The sequence below is a fragment of the Dinoroseobacter shibae DFL 12 = DSM 16493 genome, from assembly GCF_000018145.1.
Lineage (GTDB): Bacteria > Pseudomonadota > Alphaproteobacteria > Rhodobacterales > Rhodobacteraceae > Dinoroseobacter > Dinoroseobacter shibae.
Window position 1 is genome coordinate 38,146 of the sequence record NC_009958.1, and the last position, 18,780, is coordinate 56,925.

General features: G+C 65.1%; 14 protein-coding genes and 1 pseudogene. 14 read left to right on the forward strand and 1 reads right to left on the reverse strand.

Features of this window, described 5'->3' with window-relative positions:
• Positions 1–1,172: 1,172 nt before the first annotated feature.
• The 14 genes from DSHI_RS22090 to DSHI_RS20700 all read left to right on the forward strand — a co-directional run bounded on the left by DSHI_RS22090 (position 1,173) and on the right by DSHI_RS20700 (position 17,562).
• On the forward strand, positions 1,173–1,673 hold the full coding sequence (locus DSHI_RS22090; RefSeq protein ID WP_012187394.1) for a hypothetical protein: 501 nt from the start codon (positions 1,173–1,175) through the stop codon (positions 1,671–1,673).
• A complete protein-coding gene (locus DSHI_RS20640; RefSeq protein ID WP_012187395.1) occupies positions 1,670–3,847 on the forward strand; it encodes a hypothetical protein in 2,178 nt (725 codons plus the stop codon). The genes DSHI_RS22090 and DSHI_RS20640 overlap by 4 nt, the downstream gene beginning before the upstream one ends.
• 26 nt (positions 3,848–3,873) lie before the next feature.
• Positions 3,874–6,834 carry a site-specific integrase gene (locus tag DSHI_RS20645; protein ID WP_157865458.1) on the forward strand — a complete coding sequence of 987 codons (2,961 nt, stop codon included), beginning with the start codon at positions 3,874–3,876 and terminating at the stop codon, positions 6,832–6,834.
• 636 nt (positions 6,835–7,470) lie between these two features.
• Entirely contained in the window at positions 7,471–7,698 is a 228-nt protein-coding gene (locus DSHI_RS20650; RefSeq protein ID WP_012187397.1) for a type II toxin-antitoxin system Phd/YefM family antitoxin, read from the forward strand.
• Positions 7,695–8,087, forward strand: a complete 393-nt coding sequence (locus DSHI_RS20655) for a type II toxin-antitoxin system death-on-curing family toxin (RefSeq protein ID WP_012187398.1) — start codon at positions 7,695–7,697, stop codon at positions 8,085–8,087. The genes DSHI_RS20650 and DSHI_RS20655 overlap by 4 nt, the downstream gene beginning before the upstream one ends.
• A 186-nt stretch (positions 8,088–8,273) precedes the next feature.
• A complete protein-coding gene (gene rfbC / locus DSHI_RS20660; RefSeq protein ID WP_012187399.1) occupies positions 8,274–8,828 on the forward strand; it encodes a dTDP-4-dehydrorhamnose 3,5-epimerase in 555 nt (184 codons plus the stop codon).
• 4 nt (positions 8,829–8,832) lie between these two features.
• Complete coding sequence (gene rfbB, locus DSHI_RS20665; protein ID WP_012187400.1) at positions 8,833–9,873, forward strand: dTDP-glucose 4,6-dehydratase; 1,041 nt, start codon at positions 8,833–8,835, stop codon at positions 9,871–9,873.
• Positions 9,874–9,876: 3 nt separating this feature from the next.
• Positions 9,877–10,710, forward strand: coding sequence for a sulfotransferase family 2 domain-containing protein (locus DSHI_RS21565; protein ID WP_012187401.1), 834 nt, complete (start codon positions 9,877–9,879; stop codon positions 10,708–10,710).
• Complete coding sequence (rfbD, locus tag DSHI_RS20675) at positions 10,707–11,564, forward strand: dTDP-4-dehydrorhamnose reductase (RefSeq protein ID WP_012187402.1); 858 nt, start codon at positions 10,707–10,709, stop codon at positions 11,562–11,564. Before DSHI_RS21565 ends, rfbD begins: the two co-directional genes overlap by 4 nt.
• A gap of 34 nt (positions 11,565–11,598) precedes the next feature.
• Positions 11,599–12,471: a glucose-1-phosphate thymidylyltransferase RfbA gene (gene rfbA, locus DSHI_RS20680; RefSeq protein WP_012187403.1), complete on the forward strand. Its 873-nt coding sequence runs from the start codon at positions 11,599–11,601 to the stop codon at positions 12,469–12,471.
• A gap of 131 nt (positions 12,472–12,602) precedes the next feature.
• Positions 12,603–13,484, forward strand: coding sequence for an NAD-dependent epimerase/dehydratase family protein (locus tag DSHI_RS20685; protein WP_012187404.1), 882 nt, complete (start codon positions 12,603–12,605; stop codon positions 13,482–13,484).
• Positions 13,481–14,089: a sugar transferase gene (locus DSHI_RS20690; protein ID WP_012187405.1), complete on the forward strand. Its 609-nt coding sequence runs from the start codon at positions 13,481–13,483 to the stop codon at positions 14,087–14,089. The genes DSHI_RS20685 and DSHI_RS20690 overlap by 4 nt, the downstream gene beginning before the upstream one ends.
• A gap of 144 nt (positions 14,090–14,233) precedes the next feature.
• Positions 14,234–16,789: a glycosyltransferase gene (locus DSHI_RS20695; protein ID WP_050757932.1), complete on the forward strand. Its 2,556-nt coding sequence runs from the start codon at positions 14,234–14,236 to the stop codon at positions 16,787–16,789.
• Positions 16,786–17,562, forward strand: a complete 777-nt coding sequence (locus tag DSHI_RS20700) for a sulfotransferase family 2 domain-containing protein (RefSeq protein ID WP_012187407.1) — start codon at positions 16,786–16,788, stop codon at positions 17,560–17,562. The genes DSHI_RS20695 and DSHI_RS20700 overlap by 4 nt, the downstream gene beginning before the upstream one ends.
• Before the next feature lie 147 nt (positions 17,563–17,709).
• Here the strand turns inward: DSHI_RS20700 and DSHI_RS22095 are convergent.
• Positions 17,710–18,549 (reverse strand): annotated as a pseudogene (locus tag DSHI_RS22095) (IS5 family transposase).
• Between the last annotated feature and the right edge of the window lie 231 nt (positions 18,550–18,780).

Consider the following 18,780-nt stretch of genomic DNA (forward strand, 5'->3'; position numbering starts at 1 on the left):
CCGGTGGTGTCGAATTGCCGGTCATTGTCGCACACGAAGCAAAAGCTCAATGTGGTATAGGTTCGAACCGATAGTACACCTTACCCAGACACAAATGCGGGTTCAGCGCTGGACGTGGTGTTGGAAAACCCAAGCCCCTTAAATGCAAGTTTTCCGGGAAAAACGCGCACGAATGCCGGGCCCCTATATTTTCCCTTTATTTCATATGGTTGCGTATCTTAAATGCGGACTCACATCCACGTTCCCGTTCTTCGGCGCAACGCACGTCCAGCACGGCACGATCCAGCTACGGCCTCCAGTCGTGGTGATTTCCATCTCCGACGCAAGCATATGCCCAGAGGTATGCCTGAGCTACCATGGTTCTTCCAACATCGCCGATCGAAATGGGGACAACTCGAAACACAGGAGGAACTGCGACAGAAAAGCCATAGAGCGGTTTGCGTGGGTTTGCCACACGCAAGGAGTGCCAGAGCGCGAGACGGGGAATTTCCAAAACATTTCATATCCTTCGCCATCAGTAAATGCGGTATCAATCCTATCGCTTGACGCGTGCGCTCTTGCGATCCGCCGCGGGTGTAGGTACCGTGATGGCGTGAAGACGATGCGAATGCGGGTTGTTTCCCGCGTTCCGCAAAAAAGTGGCCCAAAAATCCAGGTCACTGGCCTGCACAACGTGCAGCGATTCCAAGGCACTCGGTGCCTCAGAGATCCGGTTTGGAACCGGAGCGACATCCACACCGGCGCTCGCCGTCGGAACGCAAGCGCACGCGGCAGGTGCTTAGTCTTGTTAGATGGTTGTCGTCACACATATCGGACGCGCCCCAGGCGTCCAAAACAGAACGCTCTTCTCGGGTGTTCTTCCAGGTGAAGGGCTTTGCCTGCCTAGCCACCGGCGGTGTCGTGGACACACGACAGTATGGACCCGCCCATAGCACGGTGTTCGTCGTGACTTTAAGGCTTCGGTCTTGGCGACGATGCTTTAGTTGGTTCTCCGCGCATGCGTGGCGACCAGTGCTCCTTGGATTGGATGCGATCCTCCATACGGCGTCCCCGAACTCAAATCGGGTTGATGCTCCACTCTTCACATGAACTCGGCCTCGGCCGCTGCCAGAAGCGTGCCTTAGCCATCCTTTTTGTCTGGTCCACGGACCATTGAAGACTGGAGTCTGTCCATGACCCAAAGTACCCGCTCCGGCGGCATGGCACCGCTATGCCTGCGTCCGCTCCCGAAGAACGCACGGTGGATCCCAAACACCAAGCTTGCTCTCCACCCCCTCGCAACGCCCGCGTTTGAGACATATCGCAACATCCGTGTATCCGCGCGGATCAGCCCGTCTTTGGCCGATCCTCTCCTCGTGGTGCGCAGTGACCAAGGGCGAGCACTATTTTTTGGCAACTTCGCCGCGCGCATGGTTTTTGCCGACCATGAAACGATGCCCGTGATTGTTTTCGACGGGCTCGAGGGCGCGGACATCACGCGCTTTGCTTGGGCCGAAATCACCAAGCTTGCCTTCAACCAGTTGCATCCAAGAGGTGGGTTCCAGGACCTCAAGCGCGCCCTGCTGTTGTCTCCGGAAGACGTTACAAAGACGGCAATTGGCCAGATCGGCGATGCTGCACTTGCACGTCATCTCGCAGTGGATGTGAGCCGTTTCCGGGGGGCGCAGCGATGAGCGATCCCTTGGAAAAACTTCTGCCGCCCTGCCCCGTCGCGCGGAAACAATTTGCTGCCGAAGGGCGCAGGTTGCTAAATCTGCTGCCGGACTATGCCGCCAAGAGCAAAGTGGAGGCATGCTTCACGCGATTATTTGCTGGGCACGAGGTGGAGAACGTTTCCCTCGAGAACGCTCGGCAAGCGATCCACCGTAAGCTGAAAACCTACCCGCTTGGTGATCTTCTCGGACACAGGCCAAGCGAGGCTCAATCCAAAGCGCCGTCTATCGATATGCTGCGCGCCTGGGTATTCGCCGGCGCGCTCCACGCGATCGATGACGAAGACCAGTGCCATACGGCGTGGGCGTTTGCGGTCAGGGCGGTTCGTAAACTGGCGATGGATCAGGCATGGGGCGGTGAGCGTGCTCGGCTCCCCTCTGTCCTAGACCTCAGCCTTTGGCAGGTACGACAGACACTAAACGCATGGGAAGGGCGCGAACGTACGGTCGGCAATGCGCATGCTGGTCAAATCGAAGACATCAGGCGCCATCTAGATCATCTGGCGGGGAGCCCACGGCGACATGTGGGCGACGTCACCCGCAAGGCCGCCAAGCGTAGCCAACGCTTGGCGGCAGAGCTGACAGCACCTTGCGCGCTGTCTGCAGACGTCCCGGTTCAGCCTGTTCTCGACCTGGTCCAGCACGACCATGACGACGCGCCGCTGGTCACTTTGGAAGAAGCGGCAGATGTGGCGGAGGTGACTTGGTTGAAGTCCACCCACGAGAACCTTGACGATGTGATCGAGGACCTGCTTGAGACCGAAGCCCCTGTGTCGGCCATGACGGCGTCGCGGCATCTGACACATGAAGAGGCCCGCGCGCTCGCCCGAGATCTCCGCAAGGCCATCGCCCACGGCGCAGAGCCCGGTGTTGTCATGCTCGCCATGAGTCTATGCCTCGGCAGCAGCTTCGAGATGCTTGTGCGCCTGTCGAAGAGTGTGCCAAAGGTCGCCGGCACCCCATGGTGGCATGTGTCGGGCGAAAAGATGGGACTTGCATTCGCACCTGCTGTCACAGGCGCGCCAAAGCCCGCCAGCGGTGGGTTTGTTATCATGCTGCCCACGTGGCTTGCCACCGCAGCTCACAAGATCCTGGAGGGAGACCTCGACCTCGATGCTTTCGAAGGGCAAGCCAAGCAATGGTTGAAGCGGCGGCCCGGTCGGGCGCAGCGTCTCAGCCGAGTTGCCCAATGTCTGCCTGCGGCCCTGAAATCGGTCGGCATTGATGCGGCCCTTGCAGGACTGCTAACGCGCCAAGACATCCGGACATGCCCACAGATATACTACACGCTGGTGACGGCGCCCCAACTGGACCGGGTCTATGCCGAGTTCCAGACCAATTGGCTGGGTGATACTGAGCGTGAAACGGCTGTTTGCGCCTTGACCCGTTCCAACAACCGGATTGGTTCACGTCGGGTACCATCGCGTGAAGCCGTGGCGACGTTTTTCTCCGAGCTGGACCACCAGCTCGCTGATGCGGAAGAGTGCCTTACCACCCGGCGACCCTATGCCGTCCACCAGTTGCACTCAGCATTAGTGAACAAGGTCGCGGGCATCGTCGCCTTCACAACTGCAATGCGACCCCACGGCGAAGCCTGCTCATCCTTTCGCCAGATGATCCTCGAAGGTCCCTGCCCCACCATGCGGCTCGAGGATAAGGGCAACCGACAAGTAGATGACGCACGTTGGCTACCTATACCAAGACTGTTGGCTGAAACTTTCTGCGCCCTGCGGGACCATCTGGAAAACCTGCACCCATGGGCGAGCATCACATCGCCGGACCTTGCGGCCCATATCGATGCTTCGCTCAAGGGGCAGTGCGCGCCTTTGTGGTACATCCCTGAATGCACAGACAAGCCGGAGGCCCTGAAATCCTCTGACTTCTGGAAGGTCCACAAGCAACGGCGGCAAGAGCGGAACATGTTTCGCCACTACTGGCGCACCCGGCTTGTCGCCTCGCACACCCCCGGTTGGATGATTGACTACTGGATGGGACACGGCGGCTGGCAGGCTGCGCAGTATTTGCCCCTCGGCGCCTACCAAGCACGTGATCTGAAGAGCCTAGCCGACACGATTGACGAGCATGCGGCGGATCTTGGTCTTCACGCCCCCGAGGTACGGAGGCTGCCGCAATGAACGTATGCTTTGACCGCGATACAGTGATGGCTGTCGAGATCGTAGATGAGCTGCTACGCGGCGATGCCGTCCCAGAAGACTGGACTGTTGCGATCGAGACCGCAGTGGCGGACCGCCGTCCTGACCTCGGCCCCAAAGACCGTAACCGCATCGTCGCCCGCGTGATCGAGCGGGTAAACGACCGGCGGGGTCTGTCCCTCAAGAAATCACATCTTCATCGCCCACCGGCCGCCATTCCTCCGCTCCGGGATGCCGAATGGCCTCCGCAGGCGATGGAGATCATCCACCTGAGGCACCGCCTGGATGAGATGCTGACAGCGGCCGGGCGCTCCACGCTCGGGGCCGACTTGCCGCGCCTCATTCTGGCCTGTGCTGCCTTGCGTGGGGGGCTTTGTCGTTTGGAAGGTTTGCATGCGTTGGCGCGTGCAGTTGGCTCGGGGGAATTGACACTCACTGGCGCCGACGCGTTTCCCAACCTCGTCTGGATCGACTTGGATCTGCAAATCGCAAAGGGGACGCAGCAGCACACCAACACAAATCCCGGCAGCGAATACCTGCGCTGGTTCCCCGATGTCACAACGCTGGCCCTGATCGATCGATGGCGCCGGCTGGGGCCCCTGACCTATCACGTCCCGTCCTCTCCTGCAGCGCTCTACACCGACATGCTGGACCTGTTGGGGGCGCCGGAGCTGAAGAAACAAGTACCGGCCACCCGGTTCCCGCTCGTAGCGCTGGCTGCGCTCGAACATGTCTCGGGCGTCGCCCTCCCGGTCAGCGTCGAGGCCGTGGCGTCCGGGCATAGCGTTGGCCTCTCGGTGCTGCCTGAGACGTGGGACGCCCTGTGCACGCGTGGTCAGCCTTTGAAGGAGCCTCCGGACACTCGAGGCGCGGCCAGGACAGCGCAACCGCAACCCTCCCGCACCCCAAAATCAGCTGCTCCGCGCCCTGCTCCTGCGGATCATGCCAAGGCGCAGCTACTGGAGGCACTGAAAGAGTGCCTCGACACCCATGCGGCAACGTCCTCGGTCAAGGGGCGCAAAGCAATGTCTGATGCCCTGCAGACCCTTCAACAGGAGGCCGTCGGGATCTGGCACTCCCTCGAAGCTCTGGTCAGCTGGTATCGGACCCTGCTTCGCAACGGCGACAAGCCACGCACCGTGAAGGACTATCATTCCATCGTGGGTCGGCACGTACTGGCGGTCATGACCGAGGACGACCCGAGGAACCTCACACCAGAGGCTCTGCGAGACATGTTCGAGCAGGTTCTGGCGCGCTCATCCTACGCCAATCCGGCCCATCCGCTCGGCCGCCTCGCGCATTTTGCCCGCCACGCAGAGCGGGTCTTGGATTGGCCCGACGCTGATTTTTCCGGCTTTGGAGATCAGGGCAAAGCCAGCGCCACATTCGTCCGTACCGCTGCCCTGCCCATGGCCATCTATCCCGAGGTGTTTGACGCGATCCTGCAGACCACCGACCTGAGCCCGGACATGGCCGAGTGTTACGCCGTTGCGTTCGCACTGGTTGCCTGGGGCGGCTTGCGGATCGACGAGGCCCATGGGCGCGTGGTCGATGACATCGGGACTGACTTGACGGTATTTGTGCACGCCACAAGCAGTCACGGTCTGAAATCGGAGGCCGCGCGCCGGCTGATCCCCCTCGCCCTCTTCGCGCCGCCAGAGGTCGTCGCACAGGTCAAAAGCTTCGTGGCGCGCCGGGCGACCGTACCGGACAAGACCCGCGACAAGCTTCTCGATCTGGGCACGCTCTTCCCCGGCGACCGCTTCGACACAGGGACGTTCCGCACGCTACTGCAACGCACTCTTGGCCAGATGCTGGGGATCGCGGTGAGGCCGCATGATTTCCGGCACACGCTGATCAGTGCCCTGCAGCTTCTGTTCCATCTTGGTGCAGATGCAGTTGACACGATCGAAGCCGTGAGCGGCTGGAACGCGAAGCGGCAAAAACGCATCCGGCACGCGCTGCTCGGCGTCTGTCCGGACCCGCGCCGGGCCCCAAGGCAGATCTCGGCGTTGGCCGGGCACCGCGATCTCAGCGCGATCAGCGGCACCACCTATTGCCACTTGACCGACCTGGCGCTTGGATGCCTGATCCAGAGCGCCGAGGAGCGGTTGCCGGCCTCTGTTGCCGCTCGGTGGCTTGGCCTCAACCGTCGGAGCCTGCGACCCTTCATCGACGATAATGATACGGTCCGGCTGGAGGACTTGCGCGGGCCACTCGTGAATAAGATGGATATCGCGTGGCGCACCACGCGAACGGGACAGTTACCCTCACCCGAGCCTCGCGTAGCAAAGCCGGTCAGGGTCACGCCGACGGTCGTCCATGCGGTCCTCAAAATGGCCGAACATGACACGGACACGCTGACCATTGCCGATCAGCTCAACATCATGCGGGATCAGGTGACCCACATGCTGGCGACCGCCGAAGACCTGATGGCGGCAACCACCCAGAAAAAGGGGGCCCGCCATGTTGGAGCTCACGACCAGGACCGCCCCAACTGGCCAGTCGCCCGTTTTGCAGATCAGCCGGGCGAAGTGCGATTCCTGGCAAGGCTGTTGGCCGATGCAGAGACATTGCCGCCTGAGAATATGCTGAAATGGTCTATGGTGGTGCTGACCCATGCGGACCGACATCGGCCTTGTCTACGTTTCCTTGGGGCCCCCGCCGCACAGAATTGGCTAGAGCTGTTCCCAAAGGCCTTCCCCAAGTCCTCTCTGGACATCCTGATCCGATTCCCGTCGGATGTGACGCCCGAGGCTGCGGAAAAGGCTTGGTGCACGGCCATAGGTGCCAAGGGGAACTACCAGACGGAGTCCAGTGGTCATGGTACCAGTGTCTGCCCGACAGCCCCCGGACTGATCATGCTGCGGAAGGTTTCGAAAAAGGCCAAGGAGAGCCGTTCCTTCTCAACCCTCCGCCGTGCCGCGTTTTGTATCGCGGTTACCTGTCGCGTGACTGATGAGGCTTGAGAAGAGGCACATGGGGCCGCCGTCCAAACTACGCGGCGGCCTCGACATGGTCGTGGTGGTTTGTGCTGATGCAAATGCGGCTTCGTGGGGAAAGCGGACTTTTTCCGAACTATTTTCTCGGGTTTGTGCCGCTTGTTCGCCATTTTCCGTCCTCTGTTTAATAAGCATAACGTCGGACCAGTTCAAATGGGGCACTCTAGGAACACAGGTCGTTTTCAACGATCCGACGAGCAGCATTTTGCATGGCCGTTGCTTGTAGTGGCGGACACCTTTCAGAAAAGCGCTGGAAGCACGCCATTCAGACGCATATCATGGTGGGCGCATGTCCAGTCGAGTGCACCCGGGTTGCGTTGCTCCACCGATTAGCTGGAAAAACCGACGTTTCATCTCAACATCATGAGACATCATCAGGCAACGACCAGTAAAGGCTGACCGACCCCACCCGTTTCAGGTGGTAAGACAGAGTGGACAGTCCTCCGCCAAAGTTTGATGCGATCTTCCACGTTTAAAGTCTCTCCGGTTGAGACAGATCAGCGGAGCCAAGAAGGCGGTGTTTGTGCGGGGCAACCGTGAAGCTGGACGGACTTGGCGCTCTCTGTATAGTATGAAAATTATCTATTTTATGGAGCTGTGTCCATGCCCCGCATCACCGCCACGGAGTTCCAGCAGAACGTGGGCGCCTATAGCGACGCGGCCCAGCGGGAGCCGGTGATCATCACCCATCACAACCGCGACCGGCTGGTGCTGATGAGTGCGGAGGCCTATGCGCGGCTGCAGGCCTTCGAGGCTGCCGAGGAGACGGCGCTGATCGAGGCGCGGATGGCGGCCCAGCGGGTGACGGTTGAAAAACTGGCCCGGCGGTGACGGAGCCCTTTTGGGTTTCGCAGGCCGGGGTGCTGCGGATCCACGACCTGGGTCTCGAGATCGGCGGCGGGGCTGCGGGGCTGCGCGACGCGGGACTTCTGGCCTCGGCCCTGGCGCGTCCGGTCAACCTGTGGGCCTATGGAGAGACCGATCTGTTCGTGTTGGCGGCAGCCTATGCCGAGGGGATCGCGGGCAATCATCCGTTCGTGGACGGCAACAAGCGTACGGGTTTCATGACGGCGGATGTGTTTCTGGCCCGGCATGGCTGGCTTCTGTCGCCGGTGACCGATGAGACCCATGCGGACATGATGGTGGCGCTGGCCCGGGGGCAGATCGACCGGGGGCAGGCGGCGGCGCATTTTCGGGATCACGCCGCCCCCGTGCCCTGAGCGCGCCCTGATCGCGCCCGGGCCCTGCCTGTCGCGGCGGTAGCCTGTCTGTTGTGCATCTGTGGCATATCCGGCGAACCGGGCGGTTTCGCGCGCGGGTGCCGTGACTCCCCGCGGGCCGGTTGCTATATTGCCCGCAAAAATGGGCTAAGCTCATGTTTTATAATATAAATAAAAGAGGTTCCGGTGCAGATCGAAGACACCCCCCTTCCCGGCGTGAAGCTCCTGACCCCGGCGCGGTTCGGCGATGCGCGGGGGTTCTTCTCCGAAAGTTACTCGCGCCGGGTGCTGGCCGGGCATGGCATCACGCTGGATTTCGTGCAGGACAACCATTCGCTCTCGGCGCAGGTGGGCACGGTCCGGGGGTTGCATTTCCAGGCGCCCCCCCATGCCCAGGACAAGCTCGTGCGCTGCGGGCGGGGGCGGCTGTTCGACGTGGCGGTGGATGTGCGCCGGGGCAGCCCGACCTACGGGCAGTGGTTCGGCGCCGAGTTGAGTTTCGAGAACGGCAAGCAGCTGCTGGTGCCGGCGGGGTTCCTGCATGGCTTCGTCACCCGGGAGCCCGATACGGAGATTGTCTACAAGTGCAGCGACTACTATGCGCCCGAGTGCGATGGGGCCGTGCATTGGGACAGTTGCGGCATCGACTGGGGCTTCGAGGGCGATCCGGTGATCTCCGCCAAGGATGCCGCCGCCGTGCGGCTCGCCGATTTCGACAGTCCGTTCGTCTACGAGGGATAAGCGCATGAAACTTCTGGTGACCGGCGGGGCCGGGTTCATTGGCTCGGCGGTGGTGCGCCAGGCGATCCGCGACGGGCACCAGGTGGTGAACCTCGACGCGCTGACCTATGCGGCGTGCCTCGACAACGTGGCCAGCGTGGCGGACAGCCCGGCTTACGCATTCGAGCATGTGGATATCCGCGACCGCGCCGCGCTGGACCGGGTGTTCGCGACCCATGCGCCGGATGCGGTGATGCATCTGGCCGCGGAATCCCATGTGGACCGGTCCATCGACGGGCCGGGCGATTTCATCGAGACCAACATCACCGGCACCTACAACATGCTGGAGGCGGCGCGCAGCCATTGGGTGGGGCAGGGGCGGCCGGAGGATTTCCGGTTCCACCATATCTCCACCGACGAGGTGTTCGGATCCCTGGGCCCCACGGGGCAGTTCACCGAAGAGACACCTTATGACCCGCGCAGCCCCTATTCGGCCTCCAAGGCGGCGTCCGATCATCTGGTGCGCGCCTGGCACGAGACCTACGGGCTGCCGGTGGTGATGACCAACTGCTCGAACAATTACGGCCCCTTCCATTTCCCCGAGAAGCTGGTGCCGGTGATCATCCTCAAGGCGCTCGCCGGAGAGCCCCTGCCGATCTATGGCGACGGGTCGAACGTGCGCGACTGGCTCTATGTGGAGGATCACGCCGATGCGCTCCTCCTGGTGGTCCAGAAGGGCGTGGTCGGCCGGTCCTACAATATCGGCGGGGAGAACGAGCGTACCAACCTGCAGCTGGTGCAGACCCTGTGCGGGATCCTCGATGAGTTGCGCCCGGGGCCGCGGCCTTATGCCGAGCAGATCAGCTTCGTCACCGACCGGCCCGGGCATGACGCGCGCTACGCGATCGACCCCACCCGGATCGCCACGGAACTGGGCTGGCGCCCGTCGGTCACGGTCGAGGAGGGGCTGCGCCGCACCGTGCAGTGGTATCTCGACAACGAGGCCTGGTGGCGCGCGCTGCAGGATCGCGACGGGGTCGGGCGGCGGTTGGGCAAGGCGGGCTGAGGCGTGCCGGACGCCCCCCATCATCCGCGGCTGCTGCGTCACACGCCGGGCACGCGCGAGCCGCTCGGCAAGAACGCGGCCCATCGCTTCGCCAGCCAGCATGCGCTGGTGCATTACGGATCGGGCACCGTGTTCACCTTCATTCCCAAGAACGCCTGCACCAGCCTGCGGATCAGCCTGGCCCTGGCCAATGGCGCGATCGCCACGGTCGAGGAGTGGAATTGGGTGCACAAGAACAACGCCACCTTCGCGGCCACGCTGCCCGAGCTGGCCCGGGCGCCCGAGACAGCGCTTGTCCTGCGCTGCCCGTTCCGCCGCCTGGCCAGCACGTTTCTCGACAAGATCGTCTCGCGCCAGCCGGATTTCTGGGCGCTTTACGACCGGTCCGCGCGCGAGATCGATCCCGACCGGCTGACCTTTCGCGGCTTCGTCGACTGGATCGGGCGGCCGGGGATGCTGCGGGCCAATATCCACTGGCGTCCGCAGGAGGATTTCCTGGTCTACGCGCGCTATGACCATGTGTTCGGGATGACCGGGCTGGACGCTTTCGCGGCGTTCTTCGCGCAGCGGACGGGGCATGACCACGTGGATTCGCGCAAGTTCTCGGGGCACACGAGCGCGGGCTTTGTGCCGCTGGAGGGCGGCTGCCAGGCCGACACGCCCCTGGTCGAGCTGATGGTGGCGAAGGCGCGGGGGGCGCTGCCGCGGGCGGTGGATCTGTTCGATGACGCCCTCGCCGGGCAGGTGGCCCGGCTCTACGGGCGGGATCTCGCCCTTCTGCGGGATCTCGCCCGCGACGCGCCCCTGCTGTTTCCCGAGTACGGAGAAGAGCCATGATCCTCGTTTTCGGACAGACGGGCCAGGTGGCCCGCGAACTGGCGGCGCGGGTGCCGGAGGCGCTGTTTCTGGGGCGCGATGCGGCGGATCTGTCGGACCCCGACGCCTGTGCCGCCGCCCTGCGCGCCGCGGCGCCGTCGGCGGTGATCAATGCGGCTGCCTACACGGCCGTGGACCGGGCCGAGGCGGAAGAGGATCTCGCCACGCGCATCAACGGGGCGGCCCCGGGGGCCATGGCGGTCGCGGCGGCGGAGCTTGGCGTGCCGTTCGTGCATATCTCGACCGATTACGTGTTCGACGGGGCGGGCACCGCGCCCTTCGCGCCGGACGCGCCCGTGGGGCCTCTGGGGGCTTACGGGCGATCGAAGCTGGCCGGGGAAGAGGCCGTGCGCGCCGTGGGCGGGGTGCACGCGATCCTGCGCACCTCCTGGGTGGTCTCGGCCCATGGCGGCAATTTCGTCAAGACCATGCTGCGGCTCGGGGCCGAGCGCGACAGCCTGAGCATCGTGGCCGACCAGGTGGGCGGGCCCACGGCGGCGGGCGATATCGCGGCGGCCTGCCTGAAGATCGCGGCACGGCTGGCCGCCGATCCGGGCAAGTCGGGGACCTATCATTTCGCGGGTGCCCCGGATGTGAGCTGGGCCGATTTCGCGCGCGAGATCTTCGGCCAGGCGGGGCTGGACTGCGCGGTCACGGATATCCCCTCGGCGGCCTATCCCACGCCCGCCCGGCGACCGCACAACTCGCGCCTGGACTGTTCCAGCCTGCAGGCGGCCTTTGGCATCGCGCGGCCCGACTGGGCCGAGAGCCTGAGCGGGATCCTGCGCGATCTCGGCCACACCCCCCGCCCGTAACCCCGATTTCCCTTATGAAGAGGCTGTTTTTTCCATGACCCAACGCAAAGGCATCATTCTGGCGGGGGGCTCCGGCACGCGGCTCTACCCGATCACCATCGGGGTGTCGAAGCAGCTTCTGCCGATCTATGACAAGCCGATGATCTATTACCCGATCAGCGTGCTGATGCTGGCCGGGATCCGCGAGATCGCGATCATCACCACCCCCGAGGACCAGGCCCAGTTCCAGCGCGCCATCGGCGATGGCAGCCAGTGGGGGGTGTCGTTTACCTTCATCGTGCAGCCCAGCCCCGACGGGCTGGCCCAGGCCTATATCCTGGCCGAGGACTTCCTGAATGGCGCGCCCTCGGCCATGGTGCTGGGCGACAACATCTTCTTCGGGCACGGGCTGCCGGACATCATGGCCGAGGCCGACGCCCAGACCGCGGGCGGCACGGTGTTCGGCTACCACGTGGCCGATCCCGAGCGTTATGGGGTGGTGGCCTTCGACAGCGCGGGGTCGGTCAAGCAGATCATCGAGAAGCCCGAGGTGCCGCCGTCGAATTACGCGGTGACGGGGCTTTATTTCCTCGACGGCTCGGCGCCGGAGCGGGCGCGCAAGGTGCAGCCGAGCGCCCGGGGCGAGTTGGAGATCACCACGCTGCTGGAGATGTACCTGGCCGACGGGCTGCTGAGCGTCAAACGGATGGGGCGGGGCTATGCCTGGCTCGACACCGGGACCCATGGCAGCCTGCTGGATGCGGGGAATTTCGTCCGCACCCTGGAGCGGCGGCAGGGGCTGCAGACCGGCAGCCCGGACGAGATCGCCTACGACAAGGGCTGGATCAGCGCCGAGGCGCTGCAGGCCCGGGCGGAGAAGTTCCGCAAGAACAATTACGGCGAATACCTGGGCCAGCTGTTGAAATAGGGCGTGCGTTTGCCTGTCATTGGTCTTCAAATACTCCCGCCGGAGGCTCCGACGGGGGTTGTCGGGTGCGCCCGGTGGTCAAGCCGGGCGCAGGCATGTTCGGGAAACGACGACGGGGGCGAGGGTCCGGGATGACCGTGCGGGTTCTGGTTCTGGGGGCGACGGGGCGGCTGGGCGGGATGCTCCGGCGGCACTGGGGCGCATGGCCCGATCTGGAGCCGCTTTGGCAGGCCCGGCAGGGGGCGGTGCGCGGGGCCGGGGACTGGGTGGTGTTCGATCCGCGCACGGACCCGCTGGCCCTGGCGCAGGCCTGCGGCCGGGTGGACGTGGTGCTCGACCTGGCGGGGCCGGTCCCGGCACCCGGGCGTGCGATCGACAGTTTCGCGGCCATCGCGCCGCTCGCCCGGGCCGTGGCCCATGGGGCGCGCGTGGCGGGGGGGCGGCCCTTGCTCTGGGCCTCGTCGGCGGCGGTCTACGGGGCGCGGGCGCTCTGTGCCGAGGATGATCCCCCGTCCCCCCTGAGCGAGTACGGCCGGGCCAAGGCGGCGGGCGAGGCGGCGCTGGCGGGCCTGCCCGGGGCCTGCGTGCTCAGGATCGGCAATGTGGCGGGGGCCGATGCGCTGTTGTCTGCCGCGACCCCGGGGGTGCCGGTGAGCCTGCACCGCTTTGCAGATGGCACGACCCCGCGGCGCAGCTATCTCGGGCCTGCGTCCCTGGCGGCGGTGCTGGCGGGGCTGGTGCGGCAGGCGGCGGGGCCCCCCTTGCCCGGCGTGCTCAACCTCACCGGGCCCGGCCCGGGGGTGGAGATGGCCGCCCTGCTGGCCGCCGCGGGCCTGCGCTGGCGGCCCGTGCCCGCGCCGGAGGCGGCCCTGGCGGAGGTGGTGCTGGACACCGCGCGCCTGGCCGGGCTGGTGGCGTTGCCGCCCGAGGCGGGCACCGCCCGGGGTATCGTGGCGGAATGGCGGGCGGACACGGCCCTGAAACAGGCTCTTTGCAAGGAGATTTCCCCGTGACCCCGGGCAAGCGTGCGCTCGATCTGATCCTGGCGCTGGTGCTGGGGATCGTGCTCGGCCCGGTGATCGCGGGGCTGGCCCTGTGGCTGCGGCTCAGCCAGGGTGCGCCGGTCTTTCATGCTGCCGAGCGGATGACCACGCCGGAGCGCGGCTTCACCCTGTGGAAGTTCCGCACCATGACCGTGGCCGCGGCCGACAGCGGCGTGTCGGGCGGTGACAAGGCCGCACGGATCACCCCCGCGGGGCGCTGGCTGCGGCGCACCCGGCTCGACGAGTTACCGCAGTTGTGGAACATCCTGCGCGGCGATCTGAGCTTCGTCGGGCCGCGCCCGCCCCTGCGCGAATATGTCGAGCGGTTTCCCGAGCTCTATGGCCGGGTGCTGCGGTCCCGGCCCGGGGTCACGGGGCTGGCGACCCTGACCTACCATGCCCATGAGGAGCGGCTGCTGGCGGCCTGCGCCGATCCGGCCGAGACCGACGCGGTCTATGCGCGGGCCTGCGTGCCGCGCAAGGCCCGGCTCGACCTGATCTATGCGGCGCATCGGTCGGTCTGTTTCGACTTGGTGTTGATCGCGCGCACGGCCGGACGGGTGCTGGGGCGCTGAGGCCCCGGGTCCGTTACGCGCAGGCCACAAACCGCTCTGCTGCGGTGTTGCGATGCGTGGACAGGGCGGGGTGAGGCGGCTACACCGCGAGCGCGACAGCCGCGGGGCGGTGATGGGTCGGGTCAGCTGGAAGGAAACAGGGTCGTGTTGCAACGCCTCAAGGGGGTATTCCATCGCTATGCGGATCGCCATCTGACGCTGGATCTGCCGGGTTTTTCCCTCGGGGAGCCCGTCGAAGAAGGTCAGCCCCTGGGGCATGTGGACCTCGTGGCGGCGCGGGGTAATCGGCTGCGTGTGGTGGGCTGGAGCACCGCGGATCGGATCACCCTGAGCTGGAACGGAGGGCAGGCCAGCTGCCGCCCGCATATCCCGCGCGAGGATGTGGCCAACGCCCTGGGCTTGGGGCGGTATGTCGGGTTCGAATTAGACGCGCCGCTGGAGGCCTTTCCTTATCTGTTGACCCTCGATCACGGAGGCGGGCGTGCCGAGCTGCCCCTTGCCGGGATGAGCCTGGAGGCCCTGCGGCGCGCCCGGGGCCGTTTGCGGTGGCGGTTTCTGGGCAAGCTGATGGTCATGTCGCCCCTGCTGGGCCGCTATGTCCTGCGCCGTGACCCGGTCACCCGGGACCGGATCAAGCGGGCGCTTTCGCTGGAGGCGGTGCCCCGGGCCGGGCCGATGGAGACTGCGCTCTTCACCTTCGCCGAGGGCGAGGAGTTGGCCTTTCCCACGGACCTGCCGATCACCGTGGTGATGCCAGTCTACAATGCGCTGGATCTGACCCGGGCCGCGTTGGCGCGGGTGGCCGAGCACACGGATCTGCCCTGGCACGCCATCGTGATCGAGGATTGTTCCACCGACCCGGAGGTTCGGCCTTGGCTGCGCGGCTGGGCCACGGCCCAGAACGCGGCCCAGCCCGGGCGTGTGAGCTTGCTGGAAAACGAGACCAACCTGGGCTTCATCGACTCGGTCAATCGCGGCTTTGCCGCCGCCCTGGAGCGCGGGCATCACGTGGTGCTGCTGAACTCCGACGCGCTGGTGCCGCCGGGCTGGGCGTCGCGGCTCCTGCGGCCCATGGTGGTCCATGACAACGTGGCCAGCGTCACGCCCATGTCCAACGACGCGGAGATCTTCTCCAGCCCGGTGATCTGTGCGCGCAGCATGCTGGCGCCGGGCGAGGCCGAGGCGGTGGACGCGGTGGCGCGCGGCTTTCATCCCGAGGCGACCCTGTCGGTGGCGCCCACCGGGGTGGGGTTCTGCATGGCCATGCATATCGACTGGCTGCGTCGGTTCCCGACGCTCGATCCGGTGTTCGGGCGCGGTTATGGCGAGGAGGTCGACTGGTGTCAGAAGGTGCGCGCCCGTGGCGGGCGGCACCTGGGCCTGCCTGGGCTTTACGTGGAGCATCGGGGCGGCGAGAGCTTCGGGTCCGAGGAGAAGCAGCGGCTCATTCACACCAACAACCAGATCGTCGCCAAGCGCTACCCGAGCTATGACCGGGAGGTGCAGGGCTTTATCGCGGCCGATCCGCTGATCACGCCCCGGGTGGCCTTGGCGGTCGGGCTGGTGGCGGCGCGGGCCCGGGCGGCGGAGGCGGCCCTGCCCATCTACCTGGCCCATTCCCTGGGCGGCGGGGCCGAAGACGACCTGGCGCGCCGGGTGGCCGAGGATGTGGATCGGATCGGCGGGGCAGTGATCCTGCGGGTTGGCGGGCCGCAACGCTGGCAGGTCGAGGTGGTTACCCCTGCTGGCCAGGTCGCCGGCGGGACCGACGAGTTCGGCTTCGTGCAGGCGCTGCTGGCGCCCGTGGGTGCGCGGCGGCTGATCTATTCCTGCGGGGTGGGGGATGCGGACCCGGCGGAGCTGCCGGCGCTGCTGCTGTCACTGCGCAAGTTCGCCATGCGCGACCCGGTCGAGGTGCTGGTGCATGACTATTTCCCCCTGAGCCCGTCCTACTGTCTGCTGGACAGCGACCATGTGTTCCGCGGGCTGCCGCCGCTGGACACCGCCGATCCGGCCCATGGAATTGCCCGCCCGGACCAGGGGCTTCTGGATCTGGCGGGCTGGCGCGCGGCCTGGGGGCCGCTGATGACCGCGGCACGCGAGATCACGGTCTTTTCCGAAAGTAGCCGGGACCTGGTCGCAGAAGCCTACCCGGCGGCCCGGGCGGCGATCCGCGTCCGGCCCCACCGTTTGCTGAACGAGGTGCCGCGCATCCCCGTGCCGGGGCCCGACGCGGCCCCCGTGGTCGGAGTGCTCGGCAATATCGGGGTGCAGAAGGGGGCCCAGCTGGTGCAGGACATGGCCCGCACCCTTCATGGCAGCGGCGCGCGGCCGACCGATCCGGGCCTGGTCCTGATCGGCAATATCGACCCGGCCTTCGGGCTGCCCGAGGGAATGGCGGTCCATGGCACCTACCGGATCGCGGATCTGGCGCAGATCGTCGGGAAATACGGCATCACCTGCTGGCTGATCCCCTCGGTCTGGCCCGAGACCTTCTCCTTCACCACCCATGAGGCGCTGGCCAGTGGCCTGCCGGTCTATGCCTTCGATCTCGGCGCCCAGGGGGCGGCCGTGGCGGCGGCCGGGAACGGTCGGGTCATCCCCTTCGATCCCGATGCCGATCCGGCCCGGACGGTGCTGGAGCGGTTGCGGGCGGATCTGGGTATTGCCGCAGGACATGTGGCGCCGGTTTCTGCATGAGTGTTTCTGCGACCGCCCCGCTGGTCTTTCTGCACATCCCCAAGACCGCCGGGCAGACCATCCATGAAGAACTGGCCCGCGCCTTGGGCCCGGAGACCGTCTCGCCGGTGCGCCGCTACAACCAGGTGGCGGCGGGTGCGCCGCAGATGCCGCCAGGATACAGTCTCTATTCCGGGCCGCTCGACTGGGGCGAGACCGATACCCTGCCGTCCGGGGCCTTCGTCTTCACCGTGCTGCGCGACCCGTTCGAGCGGCTGGCCTCCTATTATCTCTATGTGCTGAAAATGGCCCGGGCCCGGGCCGACGAGGTGCTCGAACAGCCCCAGGAGCCGCATCTGCGGGGGCTGCGGCGGATCCTGACCATGTCCGCGGAAGAGTATTTCTTCGGTGGCGATGCGGCCTGGCAGGGGTTCATCCGGGCCCATTACGACAATTTCTATACCTCCTATTTCGCCACGCGGCGGATGCTGGGCTGGCGCGAGGTCCAGGCGCTGGACGAGGAGACCGCCTTGCAGGCGGCCCTGTCCAACGTGCCGCGGATGAGCCGGATCTACTCGATCCGGGAGCTGGGTGCGCTGGAGGCGGACATGGCCGCCCGGGGGCTGGAGATCTCGGTGACCGAGACCTTCCGCCGGGCCACGGATGACGCCCACCAGGAGCGCCGCTGGCCGATGCTTGCGGCCCGGTTCGAGAGCGATGCGGGCATCCGGCGGCTGGAGGCTTTCGCAGTGCGCGACGAGCTGCTGCTGTCGGAGCTGGGGCTCAGGGTGTGAGCGCTCTGGTACTGTGCCCGGGTCCTAATAGGGTCAGGCCTTCGGTAACGGGGTCGTCCGGGTCAAGTGATTTGGGCACGGGGTCTCTGCCGCAGAGGTGCGGCTTGATTAGTCCGAGCCTTTCGGGCCGTGCTCTAGGGTCAGGCTTCATAACCAGTAGATCACGACAGCAGCGAGTGCGATGGCTGAGAGGAAGACCCCGGGACAGCGGTCATAGTGTGTCGCGACGCGTCTCCAATCCTTGAGCCTGCCAAACATAATCTCGATTCGGTTGCGCCGTTTGTATCGGCGCTTGTCGTATTTGACCGTCGTCTTTCGCTGCTTTCGACCCGGGATACAGGCGCGTATCCCTTTGTCTTTCAACGCTTCTCGGAACCAGTCAGTGTCATAACCACGATCTCCGAGCAGTCATTTGACGTTTGGCAGGCCGCTGAGCAGTGCCCGTGCGCCGATATAATCGCTGACCTGTCCGGCGGTGACAAACAGATCGATTGGTCTTCCCTGGCTTTCACAGATTGCGTGCAGCTTGGTGTTCATGCCGCCCTTGGTGCGACCCCCTCTCGGCAGATTGCCTCGCAATCGCCTGACGGGCAGTGGATCAGGCGACCACGCCCCCTTTTTTAGCGGCCATGCTGGTCGCAGTTCGATGTGCCTTGAGGTATGTCGCGTCGATCATCACAGTCTTCTGTTCGCCGTGCGCCGCAGCGAGATCGGTCATCATCCGCGCAAAGATGCCTTTCTCGCTCCAACGCTTCCAGCGGCTGTAAAGCGTCTTGTGTGGACCATAGGCGGCAGGAGCGTCGCGCCAACGCAAGCCATTGCCATTGATCAAGATAATCCCGCTCAACACACGCCGATCATCCCCTCTCGGGACATTGCTGCGCAATACCCTGCCGGGCAGTGAACGCGAGGCTTGCCGTGCGATTTCGGGAAGAAAGGGGAAAGCTTGGCCATCTGCTCGTCGGTCAGCCAGTAAAGGTCACTCATGTCACCGCTCCGTTTTCCGAGCCGTGAATCACGCAGCGCAGCGAAATTCAATGCGTCCTGACCCTAAGATGAATCCATCCGGGGAAAGGGGAACCTTGGCCTTCACCCGATTTGTGCAACAGAGCCCCGTCAAAGGCGCAGAAATTACACCACGTGCTCAGACACTAACTTGTTTGGCGAAAGCGGTTCGATAATCGACCACTCAAAGTTCGTCAGTTCGTAGCGACTTTG